The 24,083-nt window shown below is 63.8% G+C and carries 24 protein-coding genes; 10 read left to right on the top strand and 14 right to left on the bottom strand.

Going from position 1 to position 24,083, the window contains the following annotated elements; all coding sequences use genetic code 11:
- Nucleotides 1–35 precede the first annotated feature (35 nt).
- From J5M58_RS24410 to J5M58_RS24375, 8 genes are all read left to right on the top strand, one after another.
- Nucleotides 36–800 (top strand): FadR/GntR family transcriptional regulator, encoded by a 765-nt coding sequence (locus J5M58_RS24410; protein ID WP_085626734.1) that lies wholly within the window; start codon nt 36–38, stop codon nt 798–800.
- Nucleotides 801–890: 90 nt separating this feature from the next.
- Nucleotides 891–2,093 (top strand): ABC transporter substrate-binding protein, encoded by a 1,203-nt coding sequence (locus tag J5M58_RS24405; RefSeq protein WP_112251894.1) that lies wholly within the window; start codon nt 891–893, stop codon nt 2,091–2,093.
- Between the two features lie 65 nt (nt 2,094–2,158).
- The gene (locus J5M58_RS24400; RefSeq protein ID WP_039614952.1) at nt 2,159–3,019 is read left to right on the top strand and encodes a branched-chain amino acid ABC transporter permease; all 861 of its coding nucleotides are present in this window, start codon (nt 2,159–2,161) and stop codon (nt 3,017–3,019) included.
- A 1-nt stretch (nt 3,020) separates the two neighbouring features.
- Complete coding sequence (locus J5M58_RS24395; protein WP_085601755.1) at nt 3,021–4,040, top strand: branched-chain amino acid ABC transporter permease; 1,020 nt, start codon at nt 3,021–3,023, stop codon at nt 4,038–4,040.
- Complete coding sequence (locus J5M58_RS24390; protein ID WP_207879907.1) at nt 4,040–4,792, top strand: ABC transporter ATP-binding protein; 753 nt, start codon at nt 4,040–4,042, stop codon at nt 4,790–4,792. The genes J5M58_RS24395 and J5M58_RS24390 overlap by 1 nt, the downstream gene beginning before the upstream one ends.
- Nucleotides 4,792–5,487, top strand: a complete 696-nt coding sequence (locus tag J5M58_RS24385) for an ABC transporter ATP-binding protein (protein WP_112251892.1) — start codon at nt 4,792–4,794, stop codon at nt 5,485–5,487. The genes J5M58_RS24390 and J5M58_RS24385 overlap by 1 nt, the downstream gene beginning before the upstream one ends.
- Nucleotides 5,488–5,640: 153 nt before the next feature.
- Nucleotides 5,641–6,918, top strand: a complete 1,278-nt coding sequence (locus J5M58_RS24380) for a Zn-dependent hydrolase (RefSeq protein ID WP_243432500.1) — start codon at nt 5,641–5,643, stop codon at nt 6,916–6,918.
- Between the two features lies 1 nt (nt 6,919).
- Entirely contained in the window at nt 6,920–8,329 is a 1,410-nt protein-coding gene (locus tag J5M58_RS24375; RefSeq protein ID WP_207879905.1) for an amidase, read from the top strand.
- A gap of 114 nt (nt 8,330–8,443) precedes the next feature.
- Here J5M58_RS24375 and thiO read toward each other — a convergent pair whose 3' ends face one another.
- The 5 genes from thiO to J5M58_RS24350 are packed head-to-tail and all read right to left on the bottom strand — an operon-like array spanning nt 8,444 to nt 11,271.
- The gene (thiO, locus tag J5M58_RS24370; protein ID WP_112251889.1) at nt 8,444–9,541 is read right to left on the bottom strand and encodes a glycine oxidase ThiO; all 1,098 of its coding nucleotides are present in this window, start codon (nt 9,539–9,541) and stop codon (nt 8,444–8,446) included.
- Nucleotides 9,542–9,595: 54 nt separating this feature from the next.
- On the bottom strand, nt 9,596–9,985 hold the full coding sequence (locus J5M58_RS24365) for a type IV pilin protein (protein WP_112251888.1): 390 nt from the start codon (nt 9,983–9,985) through the stop codon (nt 9,596–9,598).
- A 1-nt stretch (nt 9,986) separates the two neighbouring features.
- Complete coding sequence (locus J5M58_RS24360) at nt 9,987–10,451, bottom strand: hypothetical protein (RefSeq protein ID WP_112251887.1); 465 nt, start codon at nt 10,449–10,451, stop codon at nt 9,987–9,989.
- The gene (locus tag J5M58_RS24355; RefSeq protein ID WP_112251886.1) at nt 10,448–11,092 is read right to left on the bottom strand and encodes a PilW family protein; all 645 of its coding nucleotides are present in this window, start codon (nt 11,090–11,092) and stop codon (nt 10,448–10,450) included. The genes J5M58_RS24360 and J5M58_RS24355 overlap by 4 nt, the downstream gene beginning before the upstream one ends.
- The gene (locus tag J5M58_RS24350) at nt 11,089–11,271 is read right to left on the bottom strand and encodes a prepilin-type N-terminal cleavage/methylation domain-containing protein (RefSeq protein WP_112251885.1); all 183 of its coding nucleotides are present in this window, start codon (nt 11,269–11,271) and stop codon (nt 11,089–11,091) included. Before J5M58_RS24350 ends, J5M58_RS24355 begins: the two co-directional genes overlap by 4 nt.
- A 109-nt stretch (nt 11,272–11,380) precedes the next feature.
- Here J5M58_RS24350 and J5M58_RS24345 point away from each other — a divergent pair, with 109 nt between their 5' ends.
- Nucleotides 11,381–11,896, top strand: coding sequence for a GspH/FimT family pseudopilin (locus tag J5M58_RS24345; RefSeq protein ID WP_207879903.1), 516 nt, complete (start codon nt 11,381–11,383; stop codon nt 11,894–11,896).
- Between the two features lie 136 nt (nt 11,897–12,032).
- Here J5M58_RS24345 and ispH read toward each other — a convergent pair whose 3' ends face one another.
- The 6 genes from ispH to murJ form a co-directional block, all read right to left on the bottom strand.
- A complete protein-coding gene (gene ispH / locus J5M58_RS24340) occupies nt 12,033–12,980 on the bottom strand; it encodes a 4-hydroxy-3-methylbut-2-enyl diphosphate reductase (RefSeq protein WP_112251883.1) in 948 nt (315 codons plus the stop codon).
- 14 nt (nt 12,981–12,994) lie between these two features.
- A complete protein-coding gene (gene fkpB, locus J5M58_RS24335; protein WP_003258215.1) occupies nt 12,995–13,432 on the bottom strand; it encodes an FKBP-type peptidyl-prolyl cis-trans isomerase in 438 nt (145 codons plus the stop codon).
- The gene (gene lspA / locus J5M58_RS24330) at nt 13,425–13,940 is read right to left on the bottom strand and encodes a signal peptidase II (protein WP_112251881.1); all 516 of its coding nucleotides are present in this window, start codon (nt 13,938–13,940) and stop codon (nt 13,425–13,427) included. The genes fkpB and lspA overlap by 8 nt, the downstream gene beginning before the upstream one ends.
- Entirely contained in the window at nt 13,933–16,764 is a 2,832-nt protein-coding gene (ileS, locus tag J5M58_RS24325) for an isoleucine--tRNA ligase (protein ID WP_112251880.1), read from the bottom strand. Before ileS ends, lspA begins: the two co-directional genes overlap by 8 nt.
- The gene (gene ribF, locus J5M58_RS24320; RefSeq protein ID WP_112251879.1) at nt 16,761–17,711 is read right to left on the bottom strand and encodes a bifunctional riboflavin kinase/FAD synthetase; all 951 of its coding nucleotides are present in this window, start codon (nt 17,709–17,711) and stop codon (nt 16,761–16,763) included. Before ribF ends, ileS begins: the two co-directional genes overlap by 4 nt.
- Nucleotides 17,712–17,829: 118 nt before the next feature.
- Nucleotides 17,830–19,368, bottom strand: coding sequence for a murein biosynthesis integral membrane protein MurJ (murJ, locus tag J5M58_RS24315; protein WP_112251878.1), 1,539 nt, complete (start codon nt 19,366–19,368; stop codon nt 17,830–17,832).
- Between the two features lie 250 nt (nt 19,369–19,618).
- On the opposite strand from murJ, the gene rpsT reads away from it, so the two are divergent.
- Nucleotides 19,619–19,897 carry a 30S ribosomal protein S20 gene (gene rpsT, locus J5M58_RS24310; RefSeq protein WP_003247625.1) on the top strand — a complete coding sequence of 93 codons (279 nt, stop codon included), beginning with the start codon at nt 19,619–19,621 and terminating at the stop codon, nt 19,895–19,897.
- Nucleotides 19,898–20,142: 245 nt separating this feature from the next.
- Here rpsT and J5M58_RS24305 read toward each other — a convergent pair whose 3' ends face one another.
- Genes J5M58_RS24305 through J5M58_RS24295 form a run of 3 tightly spaced genes read right to left on the bottom strand, consistent with a single transcriptional unit; the run spans nt 20,143 to nt 23,705 of the window.
- A complete protein-coding gene (locus J5M58_RS24305) occupies nt 20,143–22,443 on the bottom strand; it encodes a PqiB family protein (protein WP_112251877.1) in 2,301 nt (766 codons plus the stop codon).
- Nucleotides 22,436–23,059: a paraquat-inducible protein A gene (locus J5M58_RS24300; RefSeq protein WP_015268842.1), complete on the bottom strand. Its 624-nt coding sequence runs from the start codon at nt 23,057–23,059 to the stop codon at nt 22,436–22,438. Before J5M58_RS24300 ends, J5M58_RS24305 begins: the two co-directional genes overlap by 8 nt.
- A complete protein-coding gene (locus J5M58_RS24295) occupies nt 23,046–23,705 on the bottom strand; it encodes a paraquat-inducible protein A (RefSeq protein ID WP_112251876.1) in 660 nt (219 codons plus the stop codon). The genes J5M58_RS24300 and J5M58_RS24295 overlap by 14 nt, the downstream gene beginning before the upstream one ends.
- Between the last annotated feature and the right edge of the window lie 378 nt (nt 23,706–24,083).

Here is a 24,083-nt window from a genome sequence, read left to right as displayed (position 1 = left end):
TCCTATTTATCCGCATAAATATGAAAAATAGCGAAATGCTCAAACCCAAACGCAAGCGCCAGAAGCTGTCCGATGTGATCGTCGAATCGGTAAAGCGCTCGATCGTCACCGAAGCGCTGCACCCCGGCGACCGCCTGCCCACCGAGCGTGAGCTGATGGAGCATTTCGAGTGCTCCAAGGGTACCGCCCGCGAAGCGCTCAAGGCCCTGGAGGTCGAGGGCCTGGTCAGCACCCGCACCGGCCCGAGCGGTGGCGCCTACCTCAACGAAGTCGGCACCGAACCTGCCAGCCGCGCACTGCGCAACTACCTGCACTTCCAGCACCTGGACGGCGAACAGGTGTACCAGTTGCGTAAGGTCATCGAGGTGGAACTGGCGGTGTCGGTGATGGGCAAGCTGAGCGAAGCCGACTACGCCGCGCTGCAGGCCAACATCGACTTCTGCAGCGCACCGGAGGACAGCGAGGAAGGCCAGCGCGAACAGCGCCTGGCCGAGCTGGAGTTCCACACCCTGCTGGCCGACCGCTGCTCCAACCCGCTACTGCGTTTCATGGCGGTGTTCCTCAACGACCTGCTGCGTGACCTGGTGGTGCTGAAAAAAGCCTACCTGCCCAAGCGCCAGCAATTCGCCGCTGCCAACATCGCCTACCACAAGCAACTGCTCACCGCCCTGCGCGCCAGCGACGAGCCCGCCGTACGCCGGCTGATGCACGAACACATGTGCGACGCCGAACACCACATGACCGCGCTGGAAGGCGAGGTTGCCCGCAACTTCCTGCTGGAGTTCGAACACCACCACTGATCCGCCTGGAAAGAGGCCTGCACACAGGCCCGGCCGTACCCGCTTTGTCATTGCCACTCCTGCCTAATAACCACAACCAAGGAGTTACTCATGCAAAGACGTACCCTGCTCAAGGCAGGCCTTGCCCTGGGTGCCTTAGGTAGCCTCCCCCTGGGGGCGCACCGGGCATTCGCCGACCAACCGTTGACCTTCTATGGGCTCAAGTCGATGTCTGGCGCCTTCGCCAGCTACGGCAAGTACGCCGACATGGGCTCGCGCCTGGCTATCGCCGAACACCCGCAACTGCTCGGCCACCCGCTCAAGTACAAGGTCATCGACACCGAAGGCAACGCCGGCAAGGCGGTGCGCAAGGTGCAGGAAGCCATCGGCCAGGATGGCGCACGCTTCTTCCAGGGCTGCACGCTGTCGTCCTCGGCACTGGCGGTGTCGAAGGAAATCCACAAGGCCGGCGGTGTGTTCATGACCCCTGTCGGCGCCGATGAAATTACCGGCAAGGACTGCAATGCCTCGACCTTCCGCTGGTCGGTGCCCACCTACGGCGCCATCCGCGAAACGCTGGTGCCGATGAGCCGCCAACTCCCTCAGGCCAAGCGCTGGTACACCATCACCCCGCAGTACGTGTTCGGCGATGCCCTGCTGGACAATGCCCGCAAGGTGTTCGCCGAGCTCGGCGTGGAACACATCGGCAACAGCTACCACTCGCTGCAGGAGCAGGAGTTTTCCGGCTACCTGACCAACGCCATCGCCGCCAAGCCTGATGTGCTGGTGCTGCTCAACTTCGGCAGCCAGGCGTCCAACGCCCTGCGCCAGGCAGTGAACTTCGGCATCAAGGAGCGCATGAAAGTGCTGATGGTGTGGTCCGCCGGCCTCGACCAGTTCCAGGAGCTGGGCAGCGACGTGCTCGAAGGCGTGTACCTGGGCGCGCAGTACTGGCACCAGGTCGATACCCCATTGAACAAACAGCTGGTCGCAGCCACCCGCAAGGCCTATGGCATCAACCCCAACTACCCGCTGGCGGCCGACTACATCGGCACCAAGGTCATGCTCGAAGCCATCATCAAGGCCGGCAGCCTGGATGGCGCCGCGGTGTCCGCGGCGTTGCAGGGCATGCGCTTTCAGGGCCCCACCGGCGAAGAACTGATCCGCCCGGGCGACCACCAGGTGCTCAAGGACTACTACCTGCTGCGCGGCAAGCCCCAGGGGCAGATGCGCGACGAGGACGACCTGGCCGAAGTCATCAGCTCGGGCCGCTCGTTCGTCGAAGTCGACCACACCGGTTGCGCCCTGGCCTGAAGCCACGGCGTCAGTCACACACACTCGTACAGGCAGCCGCACCGCGCGCTGTCGAGGGCACGCTCATGCTCGATTTGTACCTGTTCCAACTGCTCAACGGCCTGGGCCTGGGGATGATCTACTTCCTCATCGCCGTGGGCCTGACGATCATTTTCGGCCTGCTCAACTTCGTCAACTTCGCCCACGGCGCGTTTTTCTTGCTGGGCGCCTACCTGTGCTACACCGCCGTGGCCATTACCGGTAATTTCTGGCTTGCCCTGCTGATCGCACCACTGGTGGTGGCGGCGCTGGCCTGGGCGGTCGAGCGCCTGCTGATCAAGCGCATCTACCACCTGCCGCACACTTTCCAGATCCTCGTCACCCTTGGTATCGCGCTGATCATCCAGGAAGCCTCGGTACTGATCTGGGGCCCGGTGGGCAAGAACATCGCGGTGCCACCGGAGCTGCGCGGGGTGCTGATCGTCGGCGACTTCATCTACCCCTACTACCGGCTGTTCCTGATCGGTTTCGCCGCGCTGATCGGCCTTGGCCTGTGGCTGCTGCTGGAGCGCACCCGCTTCGGCGCCCTGGTGCGGGCCGGCAGCGAAAGCACCGAAACCGTGTCGCTGCTGGGCACCAACATCTTCCGCCTGTTCTCCCTGACCTTCGCCCTGGGCGTGGGCCTGGCCGGCGTGGCGGGCGTGCTGTTCGCACCGCTGCGTGGCGCCCAGCCCTTCGTCGGCCCGGAAATCCTCGGCATCGCCTTCGTGGTGGTGGTGATCGGCGGCATGGGCTCGTTCGGCGGTGCACTGGTCGGCGGCCTGCTGGTGGGTGTGGTGCAAAGCATGATGACCAGCCTCTGGCCGCAAGGCGCCAGCCTGATGATCTACGGCGCCATGGCCGCAGTGATCCTGGTCCGTCCCTATGGCCTGTTCGGGAGAGCCTGAGATGAGCGAGAAAAACCCATTGCCGGTCGCCAAGGGCCGCGCCCCGGCCCTGCTGTTGCTGGTGGTCGCCAGCCTGGTGGCGCTGCCGCTGCTGCTGCCATCGGCCACCCTGGCCACCGAGATCCTGATCTTTGCCCTGGCGGCGCTGGCCTGCAACCTGCTGCTCGGCTACACCGGCCTGCTGTCGTTCGGCCAGGGCATCTTCTTTGGCGTGGGCGCCTATGGCGCGGCGCTGCTGATGATCCACCTGCAGTGGGGCATGTTCGCCGCGCTGCTTGGCGCCGCCGTGTTCGGTGCCTTCCTGGCGCTGCTGGTAGGTGCCCTGGCGATCCGCCGCACGGGTATCTACTTCGTCATGCTGACCCTGGCCTTCAGCCAGATGGCCTACTTCCTGGCCTACACCCTCAGCGGCTGGACCGGCGGTGACAACGGCCTGCTCGATGTGCCCCGGCCCAATATCGAAATCGCCGGCCATGTGCTGGTCGACCTGGCCGACCCAAGGCACTTTTATGTATTCGTCGCGGTGCTGTTCCTGCTGATCTTTGCCGGCGCCCTGCGGGTGATCCGCTCACCATTCGGCAGCACCCTGCTGGCCATCCGCGAAAACGAGACACGCGCCGCAGCCATCGGCTACGACACCCGTCACTTCAAGATCCTGGTGTTCATGCTGTCGGGTGCCATCACCGGTATTGCCGGGGCGCTGTACGCCATGCTGCTGCACTTTGCGCCGCTGTCGAACATCGACCTGATGATGAGCGAGAACATCCTGATCATGACCATCGTCGGTGGCACCGGCTCGCTGTTCGGCTCGCTGCTGGGGGCCGGCGCCATCGTGTTGCTGGGTGACGTGCTGTCGGAGCTGTGGCCGCGCTGGCTGATGCTGCTTGGGGTGATCCTGATCCTGGTGGTGGTGTTCATGCGTGGCGGCCTGTGGGGCGGCCTGGCAGAACTGGGCAAGCGCCTGCTGGCTAACCGCAATGCCGATGACAAACCCCAGGCCAAGACCAAGGAGACCCTGTGATGAGTGACTACCTCCTGGAAACCCGCCAGCTGGAGCTGGCCTACGGCCCGTTCAAGGCGGTTGCGGGCGTCGACCTCAAGGTCCGCGCCGGCTCCATCCACACCATCATCGGCCCCAACGGCGCCGGCAAGACCAGCCTGTTCCACTGCCTGACCGGCGAGCGCCAGGCCACTGCGGGCAAGATCCTGTTCAACGGCCAGGACATCATCCGCAAGCCGTCCCACGGGCGCGTGGCGCTGGGCATGGCCCGTTCGTTCCAGCTCACCAGCCTGTTCCAGAACCTGTCGGTGCGCGAAAACCTGCGCCTGGCCGCCCAGGGCCGCGATGGCCTGGGTGCGCTGAACTTCTGGCGTAGCGTCGAGCACAAGCGCAGCCACTGGAACACTGCCGACCAGGTGCTGGAGCGCCTGAAGCTGACCGCCCGCGCCGAGACCCTGGCCGGCGAGTTGTCGCACGGCCAGCAACGGGTGCTGGAAGTGGGCATGTCGATCTGCGCCAAACCTGCACTGCTGATGCTCGACGAGCCCACTTCGGGCATGGGCATCGACGATATCCCGGTGATGACCGACCTGATCAGCGACCTCGGCCGCGACCACACCGTGCTGCTGATCGAGCACAACATGAGCATCGTCATGTCAATCAGCCAGCGCATCACGGTGATGAGCCACGGCCAGATCCTGGTCGAGGGTACCCCTGAACAGGTGCGCAACGACGAGCGTGTCCGCACCGCCTACCTTGGAGAGACCGCCTGATGCTCAACGTCGATTCGATCCATTCCTACTACGACAAGAGCCATGTGCTCGAAGGCGTCTCGCTCAAGGTCGAGGCTGGCGAACTGGTGACCCTGCTGGGGCGCAACGGCGCGGGCAAGACCACCACCCTGCGCAGCATCCTCGGCATCGTCCGCCCACGGCAGGGGCAGATCAGCTTCAACGGCCAGCAGCTGGTCGGCCGCGAAATCTTCGATATCGCCCGGCTCGGCATTGCCCTGGTACCGGAGCACCGCGGCATCTTTCGCCAGCTCAGCGTTGAGGAAAACCTGAGGATTGCCGCACGCAAGGACAGCCGCTGGCAGCTGGAAGACGTGTACAGCATGTTCCCACGGCTGAAGGAACGGCGCCGCAACGGCGGTTTCGCCCTTTCCGGCGGCGAACAGCAGATGCTGGCCATCGCCCGCGCCCTGCTCAACGGGCCGAAGCTGCTGATCCTCGACGAACCGACTGAAGGCCTGGCCCCGGTGATTGTCGACGAGCTGGTGAAGATTTTGCGGCGGATCAAGGACGAAGGCCTGTCGATCCTGCTGGTGGAGCAGAACCTGATGGTCTGCGACGCCCTGGCTGACCGCCATTACGTGCTGGAGCAGGGTCGGGTTGCCTACCAGGGCAGTGCGGCGCAGTTCCGCGAGGACCCGAGTGTCAAGAACCGGTATCTGGCCCTGAGCGCCTGACCCAGACCTTGTTTACCTGTGCCGGCCTCTTCGCGGGTAAACCCGCTCCCACAGAGACCTCACTGTCTTCAGGCCGGTGATATCCCTGTGGGAGCGGGTTCACCCGCGAAGAGGCCGGTACACGCAACCCAGTACTTTCAGGAGAGATGAACCATGAACACCCGCATCGATCCCTCGCAACACCTGCTCGGCCAGGGCCCGCTGGTCAGCCGCGAACGCCTCTGGCGATCGCTGATGGACCTGGCCCGGCTCGGCGCCACCGCCAAAGGCGGCGTATGCCGCCTGGCCCTGACCGACCTCGACCGCCAGGCCCGCGACCTGTTCGTGCGCTGGTGCGAAGAAGCCGGTTGTACGGTCAGCATCGACGCCATCGGCAACATCTTCGCCCGCCGCCCCGGCCGCAACCCGGCACTGCCACCGGTGATGACCGGCAGCCACATCGACACCCAACCCACCGGCGGCAAGTTCGATGGCTGCTACGGCGTCATGGCCGGCCTCGAGGTGCTGCGCACCCTGAACGACCTGAACCTGACCACCGAAGCCCCGCTGGAAGTGGTGGTATGGACCAACGAGGAAGGCTCGCGCTTCCCGCCATGCATGATGGGCTCGGGGGTGTTCGCCGGTAAGTTCGGCCTGCAGGAGACCCTGGCCAAGGTCGACGACCAGGGCCTGTCGGTAGGCGCGGAACTCCAGCGCATTGGTTACGCCGGCCCGCGCGTGCCCACCGGGCATGCCGTCGGCGCCTACTTCGAGGCGCATATAGAACAGGGCCCGGTGCTGGAAGACCAGCGCACCACCATTGGCGTGGTCCAGGGCTGCCTTGGGCAGAAATGGTTCGACCTGGTACTGACCGGCGTAGAGGCCCATGCCGGCCCTACTCCGATGCACCTGCGCAAGGATGCCCTGGTCGGTGCCGCCGAGGTGGTGGCTGCGGTCAACCGCGTGGCGCACGCCCACCAGCCGCATGCCTGCGGCACCGTCGGCTGCCTGAACCTGCACCCGGGCTCGCGCAATGTCATCCCCGGCCAGGTGCAGATGACCATCGACCTGCGCCACCTCGACCCCGAGCACCTCGCCACCATGGTCAGCGAAGTACGCGCAGCCATTGAAACCAGCACGGCAAGGCACGGATTGAGTTTTGAACTGACGCCAACCGCCGACTTCCCGCCGCTGTACTTCGCCGAGCAGTGCGTTGACGCCGTGCGCCAAGGCGCGCGGGAGCTGGGCCTGAGCCACATGGATATCGTCAGCGGCGCCGGCCACGACGCAATCTTCCTCGCCGAACTGGGCCCGGCCGGGATGATCTTCGTGCCCTGCGAGGGCGGCATCAGCCACAACGAAATCGAAAATGCCGCGCCACAGGACCTGGCCGATGGCTGCGATGTTCTGCTGCGCGCCATGTTCCAGGCCGCCAACCCGGGAGCCCGTTGAAATGACCCAGAAAACCGCGATTGGCGAGTTCACCGCCGTCGAACTGCTCGAGTTGTACCAGCGCCGCCAACTGTCACCGGTCGAGGTGATCGACGATGTGCTGGCGCGCATCGACCTGCACAACCCGGCGGTCAACGCCTATTGCCATGTCGACGGCGAAGGTGCCCGCGTCGCCGCCCGCGCCAGCGAACAGCGCTGGCAGCGTGGCGAGCCCTGCGGCCGGCTGGATGGCGTACCCGCCTCGATCAAGGACCTGACCCTGACCCGCGGCATGCCCACACGCAAGGGCTCGCGCACCACCTCGGGCGCCGGCCCGTGGGAAGTCGATGCGCCCTTCACGGCGTTCATGCGCGAAGCCGGCGCTGTATTGGTGGGCAAGACCACCACGCCGGAGTTCGGCTGGAAGGGGGTGACCGACAACCCGCTGTACGGCATCACCCGCAACCCCTGGGATACCCGGCTGACCGCCGGCGGCTCGTCCGGTGGTGCCGCGGCGGCAGCCGCACTGAACCTGGGCGTACTGCACCAGGGCAGCGATGCCGGCGGCTCGATTCGCATCCCCTGCGCCTTTACCGGCACGTTCGGCATCAAGCCGACCTTTGGCTACGTACCGCAATGGCCCGCCAGTGCAATGACCGTGCTGTCGCACCTGGGGCCGATGACGCGCACCGTCGACGATTCGGTACTGATGCTCGACTGCGTCGCCCGCCCCGATGCCCGTGACGGGCTGGCTGGCGCACCCAGGCAAGCGCCGTGGCTGGGCCAGGAGCAGGACCTGAGCGGCCTGCGCATCGCCTACAGTGCCAACTTCGGCTACGTGCAGGTCGACCGGCAGGTCCAGGCACTGGTGGCCCAGGCCGTGCAGCGCCTGGCACGGCTGGGCGCAAAGGTTGAAGAAGTCGACCCGGGGTTCGGCGACCCGCTGGAGACGTTCAACACCCTGTGGTTTGCCGGTGCGGCGCGGTTGGCCAGTGCGTTCAGCGATGAACAGCGGGCGCTGCTTGACCCAGGGCTGCGCTGGATTGCCGAACAGGGAGCGCGAATCAGCCTTGGCGAATACACCCAGGCCCTGGAGGCACGGGCAGAGTTGATCGCCAGGATGAATGCCTTCCACCGGCGCTATGATGTGCTGGTATCGCCAATGCTACCGCTGGTGGCATTCGAGGCCGGGCACAATGTGCCGCCTGGGTCGGGGATGGCGCAGTGGATGGAGTGGACGCCGTTCAGCTATCCCTTCAACCTGACCCAGCAGCCAGCGGCTTCGGTGCCGTGCGGGTTCACCCGCGAGGGGTTGCCGGTGGGGCTGCAGGTGGTCGCCGGGCGCTTTGCCGATGAGCAGGTGCTGCGAGTGTGCAAGGTGTATGAGCAGCATTACCCGAGCCGGCACTTGCAGGCACCGATTACCGGCTGAAACCCCTACTGCCCTCTCCGGCCCTTTCGCGGGTAAACCCGCTCCCACAGGTACATCGCAGGTTTCGAAAACCGTGCGATCCCTGTGGGAGCGGGTTTACCCGCGAAGAGGCCCTCAGTTCAAACGCCCGACTGGCGCATACGGCGCCGGGTCAATGATCGGCTCTGCCCCGGTCAACAGGTCGGTAAACAGTTGGCATGAAGCCGGCGCCAGCACCAGCCCGTTGCGGTAATGCCCACAGTTCAACCACAACCCCTGATGCCCCGGTACCGGCCCGATATACGGAATACCTTCCGGTGACCCCGGCCGCAGCCCGGCCCAATGCGCCACCACCGGGGCCCCCTCGAGCTCAGGCAGCAACTCCACCGCCGACGCCTTCAGGCTCTCCAACGCCTCCCCGGTCGGGGTCTTGTCGTACCCGGCATGCTCCAGCGTGCTACCCACCAGAATATGCCCGTCACGCCGGGGGATCGCATAGCGCCCCTTGGCCAGCACCATGCTCGGCAGGAAGTCGTCGGCACACTTGAACAAAATCATCTGGCCCTTCACCGGCTCCACCGGCAGCTCCAGGCCTAGCGTACGCAGCAGGTCGCCACTCCAGGCGCCGGCACTCAGCACCACCTCATCCGCTGCCAGCACACCGTCTGCCGTCTGCACACCGGTCACGCGGCCGCCTTGCTCGACGAAGCCGGTAATCTGGCAGTGCTCACGCAAGGTCACGTTGGGCAACGCCAGCAACGCCGCCTTGAGCGACTTCACCAGGCGCGGGTTGCGCACGTTGGCCACGCCGGCCATGTAGATCGCACGCTTGAAGCCTGGGCCCAGCACTGGCACTGCGTCATAGGCCGCCGAGATATCCACGGCACTCAGCGGCCGCTGCTCACGCTCGGCCCAGGCCAGCGCTTCGGCCTCGTCGTCCAGGTCGAGCCAGTACAGGCCGGTAGTGTGCACTTCGGGGTCGACGCCGGTGCTGGCGAACAAGCGCTCGCCCAGCTGTGGATAAAAGTCTTGCGACCAGTGTGCCAAGGCGGTCACCGCAGGGCTGTAGCGCCACGGGTACAGTGGCGAGACGATGCCACCGCCGGCCCAGGACGACTCGCGGCCGACTTCACCCTGATCACACACCACCACCTGCCCGACCTTCGCCGCCAGGTTGAATGCCGTCAGCAGGCCGATCACCCCGCCACCGACCACCACTACTTGCTTGCTCATCTGTCGATCCAACACCTGAAGTAAATCCGCGATGCACCGGGCATCATTCAACCTTCAGCTTCCCCAGCAGTGCACGCTGTCTTCGACGGCCCCCGGATTGCGCTGCACGCCAGCCTGGTCGAGCTGGAAATCGCCGCAGCGGTCCTGTGCCATCAGCCCGTTCGGCAGCCGCCGGGCGCGCAGCGTGAAGGTGTCGCTGTCACGCTGGGCCTGCAGGCTGTAATAGCGGGTACCATCGGGCAAGGCCGGGTCGCCCTCGGCGTATTGGCCAGTGCGTACGCGGTGGCGTTCCAGGCGCAGGGCGGCATCATGCAGCAGGCCAACCACTTCGCTGCGCGCAGCTCGCCGTAACTGGTCGCTGTAACTGGGGTAGGCAATGGCTGCCAGAATGCCGGTCACGGCCAGCACAATCAACAACTCGATCAGGCTCAAGCCTTGCTGCATGTCAGTCTCCTCGCAATCTCTGCCGCCAGGCAATGCGCCGGGTTGTGTCGCCGTCCATGGCATAGACCGCTTCCAGCACATGCCGTGACTGGGTTTGCAGGCTGACGGCGGTGACTCGGTACAGGGTGACCTGCTGCCCTTCCGGCATATGCGCGGCGTAATCGCTGGTACCCAGATTCTGCAAGTGGAAGTAGCCAGTTCGTGTGCGCTGCCACTGCCCGCTCAGATCGTGCGGTCGAACTGGTGGCGGGCACACTTTGCAAGGGTCGGGAGGAGCCCGTTCGAGCTCGCCTGCCCCTGCCAGCAACGTGTCCTCGGCCTGCTCCAGCGCCAGCAGGCCTTCGCTCAGATAACCAGTCATCCGCGTTGCCGCTAGCGCATCACGCAGGGCGGACGCCGCAAGCAACCCCAGCAGCGTGCTCAAGACCAGGGCCACCAACAGGACGATGCCACGCTGACCACTCATGAGGCCGGCACCGGATTGCGGATCGCCACGCTCAGTTCATGGCGTTGTTCGAGTTCGAGCGTGGGTTCGTAAAGCGTCAGGGCAATATCCACCCGCTCACCTTGCGCCACTTGCACACGCTGGAAACGCATGGACCGCACATTCTCAACCAGCGGCTGGAAGTTGCTGTTGTTGCGTTTGAATTTCAGCGTATTGCCCTGGAGCTGGTAGACATATCTGCTGATGGGGTAAACCTGTGGGTAGCCCTCCTTCAACTTGTCATCCACAGACACTTCGCTTGTGCAGTCCGTGTGCAGGAACCACAGCGGCGCCCCGGCTTGCCCAGGCAACTCCGTCACGACCAGGCTCAGGGTGGATGCTTCGACTTCCATCGGCCGGGTAAATGCGTGCTCTGCGCTGGAACTGCTGAAGTGCTGTGGCCGAAGTCGCAGGCAGCCGAACATCCCGGTCATGCGGATATCCTGGGCCATTCGCAGCAATGCCAGGCGTGCCTCATCCTGCATGCGTACTGCCGTGCTTTGCAGCCGCCATGCGTGGTGGGCCGAGGTAAAGAGCTGGCTGGCGGCCGCCAACAGCAGCAACCCGATGGTCAGCGCCAGCATCACCTCAAGCAAGCCGAAACCACGCTGGCCGCGCCTCATGGCCGCCCCCTTTCCTGCTCACTGTGCGCCGCCATCAGCGCCTGCCCATCGCGGCGCGCGTCCTCGGCAGCTTGCAATGCCCGCAGTTGCAAGCCTGCTGCTGCGAACATACCCACGGCCACCACGCCCACCGCCAATAACACTTCCAGAAGCGTCATGCCCCGTTGTATTGCGCGCATCCCTGCACCTCCTGCGACTTTTCCTGCAATTGCATTGAACCCGGGCGACTGGACCGCCGGTCCAACGACCGTGAAGCTATAGCCAAGCACTTCCAGGGAGGAATGCACGGTGAAGCAACGAGGTGTAACACTGATACAAATGTTGTCGGCCCTGGCGGTGGCCATATTGCTGACACAGCTCGGCATGCCGGCCTACGCCAGATTGAGCGACGACCTGCACAGGGCGGCGGCTGCGCGTGACTTGGCGCAGGCGCTGCGCAGTGCGCGCAGCCATGCCATGCTGCAGAGCCAGCCGGTGCTGGTGCAGGCGCTGGATGGTGATTGGGGGAATGGTTGGCGGGTGATGCTGGAGCATAACCAGCAGGTGCTGCGCGAGCAGCGCCTTTCACGGGCGCTGACGATCACCAGCAATGGCGGCGGGCAACTGAAGTTCAGTGCGCAGGGGGTTCCGCTGGGGGCGAACAATAACTGGTTTGGTTCAACGATGGAGGTTTGCGAGCGCTTGACCCCAACTAGCCAGTATCGAGTGGTGATGGCACAGACTGGCAGGGTCAGGGTAGAAATGGGAGAGGCCAGAAACTCCCGGTGCAAAGGCTCCGCCAGCAGATCGACGCAGTCTCTGTAGGAGCGGCCTTGTGTCGCGAACGGGCCGCAAAGCGGCCCCGGCAATGCCAGCTCTAACGCTGAAATCTTGGGGCTGCCTTGCAGCCCGTTCGCGACACAAGGCCGCTCCTACAGGGAGATCGCGCCCGAAAGCGCGGTCAGATCAGCGACCGAACCCGCAGCTCCTTGGGCATGGAGAAGGTGATGTTCTCTTCCCGCCCATCCAGTTCTTCAGCGCCGGTGGCACCCCAGGCCTTGAGCTGTTCGATCACGCCACGCACCAACACTTCAGGGGCAGAAGCACCGGCGGTGATGCCGATCCGCGCCGTCTGGTCGAACCAGCCACGCTGCAGGTCCTCGGCACCGTCGATCAGGTAAGCCGGGGTGCCCATGCGCTCGGCCAGCTCGCGCAGGCGGTTGGAGTTGGAACTGTTCGGGCTGCCGACCACCAGTACCACATCACACTCGTCCGCCAGTTGCTTGACCGCGTCCTGGCGATTCTGGGTGGCGTAGCAGATGTCGTCCTTGCGCGGGCCACCAATGTTCGGGAAACGCGCACGCAGGGCGTCGATGACGCGGCTGGTGTCGTCCATCGACAGTGTGGTCTGGGTAACGAACGCCAGGTGGTCCGGGTCCTTCACCTGCAGGTTGGCAACATCCTCCTCGTCTTCGACGAGGTAGATGGCGCCACCGTTGCTGGCGTCATACTGGCCCATGGTGCCTTCGACTTCCGGGTGCCCTTCGTGGCCGATGAGGATGCACTCACGGCCGTCGCGGCTGTACTTGGCCACTTCGATGTGCACCTTGGTCACCAGCGGGCAGGTGGCATCGAACACTTTCAGGCCACGGCCAGCGGCTTCCTGGCGCACGGCCTGGGAAACGCCGTGGGCACTGAAGATGACGATGACATCGTCCGGTACCTTGTCCAGCTCTTCGACGAAGATGGCGCCACGGTTGCGCAGGTCTTCCACCACGAACTTGTTGTGCACCACTTCGTGACGCACGTAGATCGGCGGGCCGAAGACTTCCAGCGCGCGGTTGACGATCTCGATCGCCCGGTCGACCCCCGCGCAGAAGCCGCGAGGGTTGGCGAGTTTGATTTGCATGCTCGGCTCCAGGCTTACAGGGCCTTCACCTCGAGGATCTCCACCTCGAAGGTCAGGGTCTTGCCAGCCAATGGGTGATTGAAGTCGATGGTCACCTGGTCGTCATCGAACGCTTTGACCACACCTGGCAGCTCGGTGTTGGCGGCGTCGTTGAAGATGATCAACAGCCCTTCGGACAACTCCATGCCCTCGAACTGGGACCGCGGCATGACTTGCACGTTCTGCGGGTTGGGCTGGCCGAAGGCGTTCTCCGGGGCCACCACGACGGTACGCTTGTCACCGCCTTTGAAGCCGAACAGCGCGTTCTCGAAACCTGGCAGCAGGTTGCCATCGCCAACCTTGAAGGTGGCCGGGGCCTTGTCGAACGTGCTGTCGACGGTGTCGCCGTTTTCCAGGTGCAGCGCGAAGTGCAGGGTGACTTCGGTGTTCTGGCCGATACGGGTGTCAGTCATGGACCGGATCCTCGGACTTCTTGCTCTTGAACATATCCAGCGCCAGCATCACCGCACCGACGGTGATGGCGCTGTCGGCCAGGTTGAAGGCCGGGAAGTAATGGCGGTTCTGCCAGTGCACCAGGATGAAGTCGACCACATGGCCGAGCACGACGCGATCGTACAAGTTGCCGATCGCGCCACCCAGCACCAGCGCCAGCGCCACGGCCAGCCAGGTCTCGTTGCGCCCCAGGCGCTTGAGCCACACCACCAGCACGGCACTGACCGCCACCGCGATCAGGGCGAACAGCCAGCGCTGCCAGCCGGAGCTGTCCGCCAGGAAGCTGAACGCCGCGCCGGTGTTGTAGGCCAAGGTCCAGCTGAAGTAGTCGGGGATGACGACGATCTGCTGGTACATGGTCAGGGCGTTGTTGAAATACAGCTTGGTGGCCTGGTCGAGGACCAGTACCACCAGGCTCAGCCAAAGCCATGCAAGGCGCCCGAAGCGCCCCGCTGCAGGGTTAGGCATAGTGGCGCACCTCGCCGGAACCGCTGAGGTTGTCGACGCAACGGCCGCAGATTTCCGGATGCTCCGGGTGGCTGCCGACGTCGGCGCGGAAGTGCCAGCAACGGCCGCACTTGGCGTGGCCGGACTTGACCACTTGCAGCTTGAGGCCTTCGACTTCGGTGGCCACGGCTTCGGCCGGCGCCTGCACGAACGGCACCACACTGGCAGCCGAGGTGATCAGCACAAAGCGCAGTTCGTCGCCCAGCTTGCCCAGGTCGGCGCTCAGGCCTTCGTCGGCGTACAAGGTGACTTCGGCTTGCAGGTTGCCGCCGATGACCTTGGCGGTACGCTGATTTTCCAGTTCCTTGTTGACCGATGCCTTGACGGCCATCACGCGGTCCCAGTAGGCGCGGTCCAGTTCGCTGCCTTCTGGCAGCTCGCTCAGGCCTTGGTACCAGCCGTTGAGCATTACCGACTCGTTGCGCTCGCCTGGCAGGTACTGCCAGATCTCGTCGGCGGTGAACGCCAGGATCGGCGCGATCCAGCGCACCAGCGCCTCGCTGATGTGGTACAGCGCGGTCTGGCAGGAACGGCGGGCGACACTGTTGGCGCCGGTGGTGTACTGGCGGTCCTTGATGATATCGAGGTAGAAGCCGCCCAGTTCCTGCACGCAGAAGTTGTGCACCTTGGAGTAGACGTTCCAGAAACGGTACTCGCTGTAGTGCTCTTCCAGCTCGCGCTGCAGCAGCAGGGTACGGTCTACGGCCCAGCGGTCCAGCGCCAGCATGTCTTCCGGGGCCAGCAGGTCGCGGGCCGGGTCGAAGCCGGACAGGTTGGAGAGCAGGAAGCGTGCAGTGTTGCGGATACGTCGGTAGGCGTCGGCGCTGCGCTGCAGGATCTGCTCGGAAACGGCCATTTCACCGGAGTAGTCGGTAGCGGCAACCCAAAGGCGCAGGATATCGGCACCCAGGGTGTTGTTGACCTTCTCCGGCTCGATGGTGTTGCCCAGCGACTTGGACATCTTGCGGCCGTTCTCGTCCACGGTGAAGCCGTGGGTCAGCAGTTCGCGGTACGGCGCGTGGCCGTCGATGGCGCAACCGGTCAGCAAGGACGAGTGGAACCAGCCGCGGTGCTGGTCGGAACCTTCCAGGTACAGGTCGGCACGCGGGCCAGTGGCGTGGCCGATGTCGTGCGAGCCACGCAGCACATGCCAGTGGGTGGTACCCGAGTCGAACCACACATCGAGGGTGTCGGTGATCTTGTCGTACTGCTCGGCTTCAGCGCCCAGCAGTTCGGCGGCGTCCAGCTTGAACCAGGCCTCGATGCCTTCCTGTTCGACGCGCTTGGCCACTGCTTCCATCAGCTCGACGGTGCGCGGGTGCAGCTCGCCGGTCTGCTTGTGCAGGAAGAATGGGATCGGTACGCCCCAGTTGCGCTGACGCGAGATGCACCAGTCCGGGCGGTTGGCGATCATCGAATGCAGGCGCGCCTGGCCCCAGGCCGGGACGAACTTGGTGTCCTCGATGGCTTTCAGTGCACGCTCACGCAGCGGCTCGCCGGTGGTCGGCTGCTTGTCCATACCCACGAACCACTGCGCGGTGGCGCGGTAGATCAGCGGGGTTTTGTGGCGCCAGCAGTGCATGTAGCTGTGGCTGATGGTTTCGGTGTGCATCAGCGCACCGACTTCGCTCAGCTTCTCGACGATGGCCGGGTTGGCCTTCCAGATGAATTGACCGCCGAAGAATGGCAGGGAGTCGACATACACGCCGTTGCTCTGCACCGGGGTGAGGATATCGTCGTTGACCATGCCGTAGCGCTTGCAGGTGACGAAGTCGTCTTCACCGTAGGCTGGCGAGGAGTGCACCACGCCGGTACCGGCGCCCAGTTCGACGTAGTCGGCCAGGTAGACTGGCGACAGGCGGTCGTAGAACGGGTGGCGGAAGTTGATCAGTTCCAGCGCCGAACCCTGGGCGGTGGCGATGACCGAGCCCTCCAGGCTGTAGCGCTTGAGGCACGACTCGACCAGCTCTTCGGCCAGTACCAGCAGGCGCTCGCCGGTGTCGACCAGGGCGTACTTGAACTCGGGGTGGATGTTCAGCGCCTGGTTGGCCGGGATGGTCCACGGGGTGGTGGTCCAGATCACGATGGCGGCCGGCTTGGCCAGCGAAGCCAGGCCGAAGGCAGCGGCCAGCTTGGCCTCGTCGGCTACCGGGAAGGCAACGTCGATGGTCTGCGATTTCTTGTCGGCGTACTCGACTTCGGCCTCGGCCAGGGCCGAACCGCAATCGAAGCACCAGTTCACCGGCTTCAGGCCCTTGAACACGAAGCCTTGCTTGACCATTTCGGCCAGGGCGCGGATTTCACCGGCCTCGTTGGCGAAGTTCATGGTCTTGTACGGGTTGTCCCAGTCACCCAGCACGCCCAGGCGGATGAACTCGGTCTTCTGCCCTTCGATCTGCTCGGCGGCATATTCGCGGCACAGCTCGCGGGTGCGGTCGGCGGACAGGTGCTTGCCGTGGGTGACCTCGACCTTGTGCTCGATCGGCAGGCCATGGCAGTCCCAGCCCGGCACGTACGGCGCATCGAAGCCGGCCAGGGTCTTGGAACGGACGATCATGTCCTTGAGGATCTTGTTCAGCGCATGACCGATGTGAATCTTGCCGTTGGCATAGGGCGGGCCGTCGTGCAGGACGAACTTGGGACGATCCTTGCCAATTTCGCGCAGCTTCTGGTACAGGCCAATGCTGTCCCAGCGCTGCAGGATCTGCGGTTCGCGCTGAGGCAGGCCGGCCTTCATGGGGAAGGCGGTGTCCGGAAGGTTAAGCGTGGCTTTGTAGTCGGTCATTTCAGGCTCTTCGTTAACGGTTGAGCGTGCCAATGTGCACGTGCGGCGGCGATATCCGCATCGATCGCCGACTTCAGCGCCTCCAGGGAGGCGAAACGCTGCTCTTCACGCAGCTTGTGGTGGAACTCCACCGTCAGGCGCCGGCCATACAGGTCGCCGGCATAATCCAGCAGATGAATCTCCAGGTGCGGGCGCCCGTCACCGGCAACGGTGGGGCGCACGCCGATATTGCCGACACCCGGCCAGGCCTTGCCGTCGATTTCGATGCTGGCCAGGTAGACCCCGGACAGCGGTACGCGGCGGCGCTTGAGCTGGATGTTGGCGGTAGGTGTGCCGAGCTGGCGGGCCAGCTTCTGGCCATGCAGCACGCGGCCGCTGATGCGGTACGGGCGGCCCAACAGGTGCTCGGCCAGCTCGAAGTTGCCTTCGGACAGGGCCTTGCGCACTTCGGTGCTGCTGACACGCAGGCCGTCCTGGATCACCGTGTTGGCGGCCTCGACGGTGAAGCCGTACTGCTTGCCGGCCTCGACCAGGAAGGCGAAGTCGCCGGCGCGGTCGCAGCCGAAGCGGAAGTCATCGCCCACTTCGAGGTGGCGTACACCCAGGCCGTCGACCAGGATGGCCTTGACGAAGTCATCGGCACCGAGCTTGCTCAGGCGCTGGTTGAATGCCAGACACAGCACCCGGTCGATACCCTCGCCCGCCAGCAGTTCGATCTTGTCGCGCAGGCGGGCCAGGCGGGCCGGCGCGGTGTCGGGGGCGAAGTACTCGCGTGGTTGCGGTTCGAAGATTACCACGCAGGTCGGCAGGCCCAAGGCCTGGCCGCGCTCGCGCAGGCGCGCCAGGATCGCCTGGTGGCCGCGGTGAACCCCGTCGAAGTTGCCAATGGTGGCGACACAGCCCCGGTGCTCGGGGCGCAGGTTGTGAAGACCTCGAACCAGCTGCATAACGCGCTTCTTGCTCATAAAGTGGCCGATTATAACCACACCCGGGCGCCGGTGACAGGCAGCAGCGCCCAAGGGCGGCGTGGAATGCGAAAAACCGACGCCTGACCCGCCCGAAGCCTCAGTGCAAGGCCTTGCGAGCGAAATGCCGAGGGCGGAAGCCGCACAGGTACAGGCAGCCGAAATAGGTCACGACGCCCGCCAGAACCAGAGCCCCCAAACGCACCAGGCGCTCGAGCATGTTGCCCTGCTCCCAGGCCGGCAGATAATGCATGCCGGCCAGCAACACCGCCGACATCAGCCCCACCGCCAGCACCAGCTTGAACAGGAACATCCCCCAGCCTGGCTGCGGCTGGAACAGCTGCTTGCTGCGCAGCTTCCAGAACAGCAAGCCGGCGTTCAGGCAGGCCCCCAGGCTGATCGCCAGGGCCAGGCCGGCATGCGCCAGCGGGCCGATCAGGGCCAGGTTGAACAGTTGGGTGCAGACCAGCGTGAATACCGCGATCTTCACCGGTGTACGGATATTCTGCTGCGCATAGAAGCCGGGTGCCAGTACCTTGACCAGGATGATTGCCAGCAAGCCTACGGAATAGGCAATCAGCGCCCGCTGGGTCATGGCCGCATCGGTCGCGGTGAACTTGCCGTACTGGAACAGCGCCACGGTCAGTGGCTCGGCGAGGAGGGCCAGGGCCAGGGTGCAGGGCAGCACCAGCAGGAAGCACAGGCGCAGGCCCCAGTCGAGGATCCGCGAGTACTCCTCGCGGTCCTTGTTGGCGTAGGTCTTGGCCAGGGTCGGCAACAGTATGGTGCCCAGGGCCACGCCCAGTACGCCGGAAGGCAGCTCCATGAGGCGGTCGGCGTAGTACATCCACGACACCGAGCCGGCTACCAGGAAGGAGGCGAAAATGGTGTTGATGATCAGCGAGATCTGGCTCACCGACACCCCGAGGATCGCCGGCAGCATCTGCTTGAGCACCCGCCACACACCAGCATCACCCAGGTTCAGGCGCGGCAGCACGAGCATGCCGATCTTCTTCAGCGCTGGCAGCTGGTACAGCAACTGTGCCAGGCCACCGGCCAGCACGCCCCATGCCAAGGCCATGATCGGCGGGTCGAAATACGGCGTGAGCAGCACCGCGAAGGCGATCATCGCCACGTTCAGCAGGGTCGGGGTAAAGGCCGGCACCGAGAAGCGGTTCCAGGTATTGAGGATCGCACCGGCCAGGGAGGACAGCGAGATCAGCAATATATAAGGAAAAGTCACCCGCAACAGGGCGGTGGTCAGCTCGTATTTTTCGGCACTGTCGACAAAGCCTGGCGCAGTCGCCCACACCACCCACGGCGCCGCCAGGATGCCGATGGCTGTCACCAGCGCCAGAACCAGGGTCAGCAGGCCGCTGACATAGGCAACGAAGGTGCGGGTCGCCTCCTCGCCTTGCTGGGTCTTGTATTCAGCCAGAATCGGCACGAAGGCCTGGGAAAACGCGCCCTCGGCGAAGATGCGCCGCAGCAGGTTGGGCAGTTTGAAGGCAATGAAGAAGGCATCGGTGGCGATGCCGGCGCCGAATACACGCGCCAGGATGGTGTCGCGGACAAAGCCCAGCACCCGCGAAATCATGGTGATCGAGCTTACCGCAGCCAGGGATTTGAGCAGGTTCATCGAAAAGATTCACGCCAAGGGCAGAGGACGCTGCCAGACAGCGTCCGAATGTGCGATACTCCCGCGCCTTCGCAGGGGAGCCAAAAAATCCCGAGTTTACAGGTCGCGCAGCAGAAAGGAATATTTCCCTCTTGTTGGCGCACCGCTCGGCGGAACCTTGCAGGTGGCCTTGACATCCGTTCGACTGATCGGCATGATTCGCGGCCTATTTTGTTTGCTATTTACCTAAAGTCTTTCGAGGAGCTCGACGGTGGCCAACACACCTTCCGCCAAGAAACGTGCAAAACAGGCTGAGAAGCGTCGCAGCCACAACGCCAGCCTGCGTTCCATGGTCCGCACCTACATCAAGAATGTAGTCAAGGCCATCGACGCAAAAGACGCCGAAAAAGCGCAAGCCGCTTACGTTCTGGCTGTACCTGTAATCGACCGTATGGCCGACAAGGGCATCATCCACAAGAACAAGGCTGCTCGTCACAAAGGCCGTCTGAATGGCCACATCAAGGCGCTGAAAGAAGCTGCAGCTGCCTAAGCGACGTGCTAGTCGAAAAGCCGACCCTAGGGTCGGCTTTTTGTTGCCTGCGATTTGTGTTTGCGCCCCCTCTGCGGGAACAGCCTTCTGTGGGAGCGGCCTTGTGTCGCGAAAGGGTCGCAAAGCGGCCCCCAGCAATTTCAGCATCTGCGCTGAGATAAGGGGGCCGCTGCGCGCCCCTTTCGCGACACAAGGCCGCTCCCACACAAAAAAAGCAGGGCCATGTTTGGTAGCCCTGCCATATGCTACTTCGCTATCTGAATCTTCGGCGCCCACTGCAGCCATTCATCCTCGGCCTTGTCGAACAAGGCAAAGGTCTGCTGCGGCCGTGCCGGGTTGCCCATCTGCTCGCCATCCGGCGTGGCAAAGGCGATACCGCCGTCGATCATGGTCTCCACCGACTCGGTACGCACCGTAGCCCCCTTGAACAGCCCCCAGTCGAAACCGAAGCCACTGCTGTTCCAGAAGCGGCTGCCGCTGCGCACCAGGGCCGCATAGCGCGGCTCGATCAGGATGTGGATCAGTACACGGTCAGCGCTCTGGCCCAACTCGAAGCCCGTCACCTTGCCCACCGCAACCTCACGGTAGGTTACCGGCACGCCCGGCTTGATCGAGCCACGGCGCGGGGCGCTTAGTGTCAAAGGCAGACCAACCTCCGGCCCTGCCACCTGCGGGGCGTCGGCCAAGGCGATGAAATCGCGCTGCGGGCCACGGTCCTTGGCAGCCGGCTGCACCTCCAGATACTGCCCACCCACCAACGTGTCGAGGTTCTGCGTGCGCACCAGGCCAAAGGCTGGCTTGACCACCCAGAACTGCGTACCAACGCGGGCGATACGCTCCGCCGCTTCGGTAATGCGCGCCCGCAGCAGCACCGCCTGCAAGTCATCGGTCAGGTCGACGCTCTCGATGCTGCCCACATCCAGGCCGCGGAAGCGAATCGCCGTGCCCGGCTTGAGGCCATCGGCACGGTCCACGCGAATGGTGATCAACGTACCCGCGCGATTGACCGCTTCCTGGCTGTCATGCAGGCGGAAGCGTGGGATGTGGCGCTTGAGCGGCACATCGGGCCGTGGCGTGTCGAACGCAATACCACCAGCCATCAGGGTTTGCAGTGATTCACTCTTGATCTTGATGCCCGACAGGCCGCCCGTCAGGGTGATACCGCTGACATTCCAGAAGCGCGACGAACCATTGACCAGTTTTTCGTATTCCTTCTCGATATGCACACCGATCAGGATGCGGTTGCTGTTGCGGGCGAACTGGTAGCTCTGCACGCTACCCACCTTCACCTGGCGGTACATGACCGGGCTACCGACTTCCAGCGAACCCAGGGTGTCGGCGAACAACACCATGTGCAGGCCTGGTGCCTTGAGGTCGAGCGGCGGCGCCTTGGCACGGGCTTCGAACTCACGCTCGGGCCGCGCCCCCTTGTCACCAGGGCGAATGGCGATGTAGTTACCCTTTACCAGCGCCTCCAGGCCGGTGATACCCGCCAGGGAAATCGATGGCTTGACCACCCAGAACTGCGTGCCCTCGACCAGATAGTCCTCGGCCAACGGGTCCAGCGTAAGCTCGGCCGATGCACTGGCCAGGTTGTCTGCCATTGTCAGGGATTTCAGCGAGCCCACCTGGATGCCCTTGTACATGACCGGTGTACGGCCCGCCTGCAGGCCCTCGTAATCGCTCAATTTCACCTTTACCCGGATACCTGCCTGGGCCGCATCGAAGTCCTCATACAGACGGAACGGCAGGTTCGAGTCGGTGGGTGGGCTGTCCTTGCGGTGTTCCGGTGTGGCAAAGGCGATACCACCGGCAACAATGCTCGACAGCGATTCGCTACGCACTTTCACGCCCGAGAGCGAGGCGTCGATGCTGACGCCGCTGGCATTCCAGAAACGCGTATGCTTGCGCACCAGGCTGGCATAGGCCGGCTCGATGAAGACTTTGATCTCGACGGTGCTCTGGTCTTCGGACAGGCGGTAGCTTTTAACCCGGCCAACCTGGATCTGCTTGTAGAACACCGGGCTGTCACGGTTGAGCGACCCCAGCCGCTCGGCCTTCAGGGTAAGGTGCAGGCCCGGCTCGGTATCCGACAGTGGCGGCGCCACCTTCAAGGCGGTAAAACGCTTGGTGCGCTCCCCCTCCCCCGGGCTGACGGCGATGTAGTTGCCTGATACCAGTGTTTCCAGGCCGGAAATACCCGCCAGGCTGACACTCGGCTTCACCAGCCAGAAACGCGTACCCTTGGTCAGATGAGGCTCGGCAGCCTTGTTCATCTCGATGGTGGCGATCACCCCCTGGTTCTCACCCTTGGCGTCTAGCACCAGGCTTTTGACCTTGCCAACCGGCATGCCCTTGTAGATCACCTCGGTCTTGTTGGCGACGATACCCTCGCCCGACTCGAAGCGGACTTCAATTTCCACCCCGGCATCACGGTAAGCCTGCCACGCAAGCCAGCCACCGATCATCAAGGCGATCAAAGGCAGGATCCAGATGGCCGACCAGTTCGAGGCTGGGCGGGTTTTAGCCGTTGGCAGGTCACTCATGGTCGTCATCCGACTCCGTGTTATCCCAAATCAGTCGGGGATCGAAAGTTAAAGCGGCAAGCATTGTCAGGATCACCACAGTTGCAAAGGCGACAGCGCCCAGGTTGGCTTCGACACTGGCTATTCGGCCGAAATTCACCACCGCCACCAGGATGGCGATAACGAAGATATCGAGCATGGACCAGCGTCCAATGAATTCGATGAAGCGGTACATCAATATCCGTTGCCGCGCCGAAAGCGGCTGGCGACGCTGAACGGAGTACAACAGCAAGCCGATGCCCACCAGCTTGAACGTGGGCACCAGGATACTGGCAATGAACACCACGGCAGCAATGGGCACCATGCCATGCTTGAGCAAGGTGATGACGCCGGACATGATCGTGTCGGGGCTGCCTTGGCCCAAGGTACTCACGGTCATGATCGGTAGCATGTTGGCCGGGATGTACAGGATCGACGCAGCAATCAGCAGCGCCCAAGTGCGTGCGATGCTGTTCGGCCGACGGGCATGCACTATGGCGCCGCAGCGCGTACAGGTCTGTGAAGTGCTGTCTGGCTGTTGCCTGTTCAGCTCGTGACATTCATTGCAGACGAGAATGCCTGCATCAATCGCCCGCATGCAGGTCCTCTCCTGATAGTGCACTCCAGATCTGGTGCGGTGACATCACCACCTCGAGCCACACCTGGATCAACAACAGGCTGATGAAGCAGAACAGCCCCAGCCCCACGGTCAGTTCGGCCAGGTCCACCAGCTTGACGATGGCCACCAGCACGCCCATGAAATAGACCTCGAGCATGCCCCAGTCACGCAAGTGGTGATAGATGCGATAGAACAGCAGGCCGAAACTACGCCCCACGTTCAGGCGGATACTCAAGAGCACCAGCAGCTGACAGAGCAGTTTTGCCAGAGGGATGGCCATGCTGCACAGGAACACTACCACGGCCACGCCGCGCATTCCCGAGTTGTACAGGCCCAGCACGCCGCTCCAGACGGTATCGTCCGATGTCTGGCCCAGCAGGTGCAGCTGCATGATCGGCAGGAAATTGGCAGGCACAAACAGTAGCAAGGCAGTAAGTACCAGAGCCAGGCTGCGGTTGACCACATTGTGCCGATGAGCGTAGAGCTCATAGCCACAGCGTGGGCATTGGGCCTTCTCGTCATGCTGGAGCATGGGCTTGCGCAGCAGCAGGTCGCATTCATGGCAGGCGACAAGCTCGTCCAGCGGCAACTGGGCCAAGGTTTCAGGTTCGACAGGTTTGGGCATATAGCGCTTCTGAATAGGTGCGTGGGCCTATTCTAGTGTTCTGGCTCGAATTGTGGGAGGCGACATAACAGCGGGCCTGCGCGATCTTTGTAGGAGCGGCCTTGTGTCGCGACCGGGCGCGCAGCGGCCGCAATCCGGGCGACGCGGTTTACCTGGGAGATCGAGGAGGCAGGTTTGGCGGCCGCTGCGCGCCCGATCGCGACACAAGGCCGCTCCTACAGGGGCCGCGTATGCCTGGAAGTTTTTGCGCGAGAAAGACAAAACCCCTACCTGCATGCGCAGATAGGGGTTTTGCGAAATGAATCTTGACGATGACCTACTCTCACATGGGGAAACCCCACACTACCATCGGCGATGCATCGTTTCACTGCTGAGTTC

This window comes from Pseudomonas sp. 32_A (assembly GCF_017490905.1).
GTDB lineage: Bacteria > Pseudomonadota > Gammaproteobacteria > Pseudomonadales > Pseudomonadaceae > Aquipseudomonas > Aquipseudomonas inefficax.
This window is presented reverse-complemented; position numbering and strand designations above follow the sequence as displayed.

Bases quoted from the DNA above. Each gene is read 5' to 3' on its own strand.
- J5M58_RS24365 (WP_112251888.1), bottom strand. From the start codon at position 9,985: ATGCAGCAAGGCTTGAGCCTGATCGAGTTGTTGATTGTGCTGGCCGTG.
- J5M58_RS24385 (WP_112251892.1), top strand. From the start codon at position 4,792: ATGCTCAACGTCGATTCGATCCATTCCTACTACGACAAGAGCCATGTG.
- fkpB (WP_003258215.1), bottom strand. From the start codon at position 13,432: ATGACTGACACCCGTATCGGCCAGAACACCGAAGTCACCCTGCACTTC.
- J5M58_RS24300 (WP_015268842.1), bottom strand. From the start codon at position 23,059: ATGCGGGCGATTGATGCAGGCATTCTCGTCTGCAATGAATGTCACGAG.
- J5M58_RS24305 (WP_112251877.1), bottom strand. From the start codon at position 22,443: ATGAGTGACCTGCCAACGGCTAAAACCCGCCCAGCCTCGAACTGGTCG.
- ileS (WP_112251880.1), bottom strand. From the start codon at position 16,764: ATGACCGACTACAAAGCCACGCTTAACCTTCCGGACACCGCCTTCCCC.
- J5M58_RS24375 (WP_207879905.1), top strand. From the start codon at position 6,920: ATGACCCAGAAAACCGCGATTGGCGAGTTCACCGCCGTCGAACTGCTC.
- J5M58_RS24390 (WP_207879907.1), top strand. From the start codon at position 4,040: ATGAGTGACTACCTCCTGGAAACCCGCCAGCTGGAGCTGGCCTACGGC.
- J5M58_RS24400 (WP_039614952.1), top strand. From the start codon at position 2,159: ATGCTCGATTTGTACCTGTTCCAACTGCTCAACGGCCTGGGCCTGGGG.
- murJ (WP_112251878.1), bottom strand. From the start codon at position 19,368: ATGAACCTGCTCAAATCCCTGGCTGCGGTAAGCTCGATCACCATGATT.
- J5M58_RS24295 (WP_112251876.1), bottom strand. From the start codon at position 23,705: ATGCCCAAACCTGTCGAACCTGAAACCTTGGCCCAGTTGCCGCTGGAC.
- J5M58_RS24410 (WP_085626734.1), top strand. From the start codon at position 36: ATGCTCAAACCCAAACGCAAGCGCCAGAAGCTGTCCGATGTGATCGTC.
- thiO (WP_112251889.1), bottom strand. From the start codon at position 9,541: ATGAGCAAGCAAGTAGTGGTGGTCGGTGGCGGGGTGATCGGCCTGCTG.
- J5M58_RS24350 (WP_112251885.1), bottom strand. From the start codon at position 11,271: ATGCGCGCAATACAACGGGGCATGACGCTTCTGGAAGTGTTATTGGCG.
- J5M58_RS24355 (WP_112251886.1), bottom strand. From the start codon at position 11,092: ATGAGGCGCGGCCAGCGTGGTTTCGGCTTGCTTGAGGTGATGCTGGCG.
- J5M58_RS24405 (WP_112251894.1), top strand. From the start codon at position 891: ATGCAAAGACGTACCCTGCTCAAGGCAGGCCTTGCCCTGGGTGCCTTA.
- lspA (WP_112251881.1), bottom strand. From the start codon at position 13,940: ATGCCTAACCCTGCAGCGGGGCGCTTCGGGCGCCTTGCATGGCTTTGG.
- J5M58_RS24380 (WP_243432500.1), top strand. From the start codon at position 5,641: ATGAACACCCGCATCGATCCCTCGCAACACCTGCTCGGCCAGGGCCCG.
- ispH (WP_112251883.1), bottom strand. From the start codon at position 12,980: ATGCAAATCAAACTCGCCAACCCTCGCGGCTTCTGCGCGGGGGTCGAC.
- J5M58_RS24395 (WP_085601755.1), top strand. From the start codon at position 3,021: ATGAGCGAGAAAAACCCATTGCCGGTCGCCAAGGGCCGCGCCCCGGCC.
- ribF (WP_112251879.1), bottom strand. From the start codon at position 17,711: ATGCAGCTGGTTCGAGGTCTTCACAACCTGCGCCCCGAGCACCGGGGC.
- J5M58_RS24360 (WP_112251887.1), bottom strand. From the start codon at position 10,451: ATGAGTGGTCAGCGTGGCATCGTCCTGTTGGTGGCCCTGGTCTTGAGC.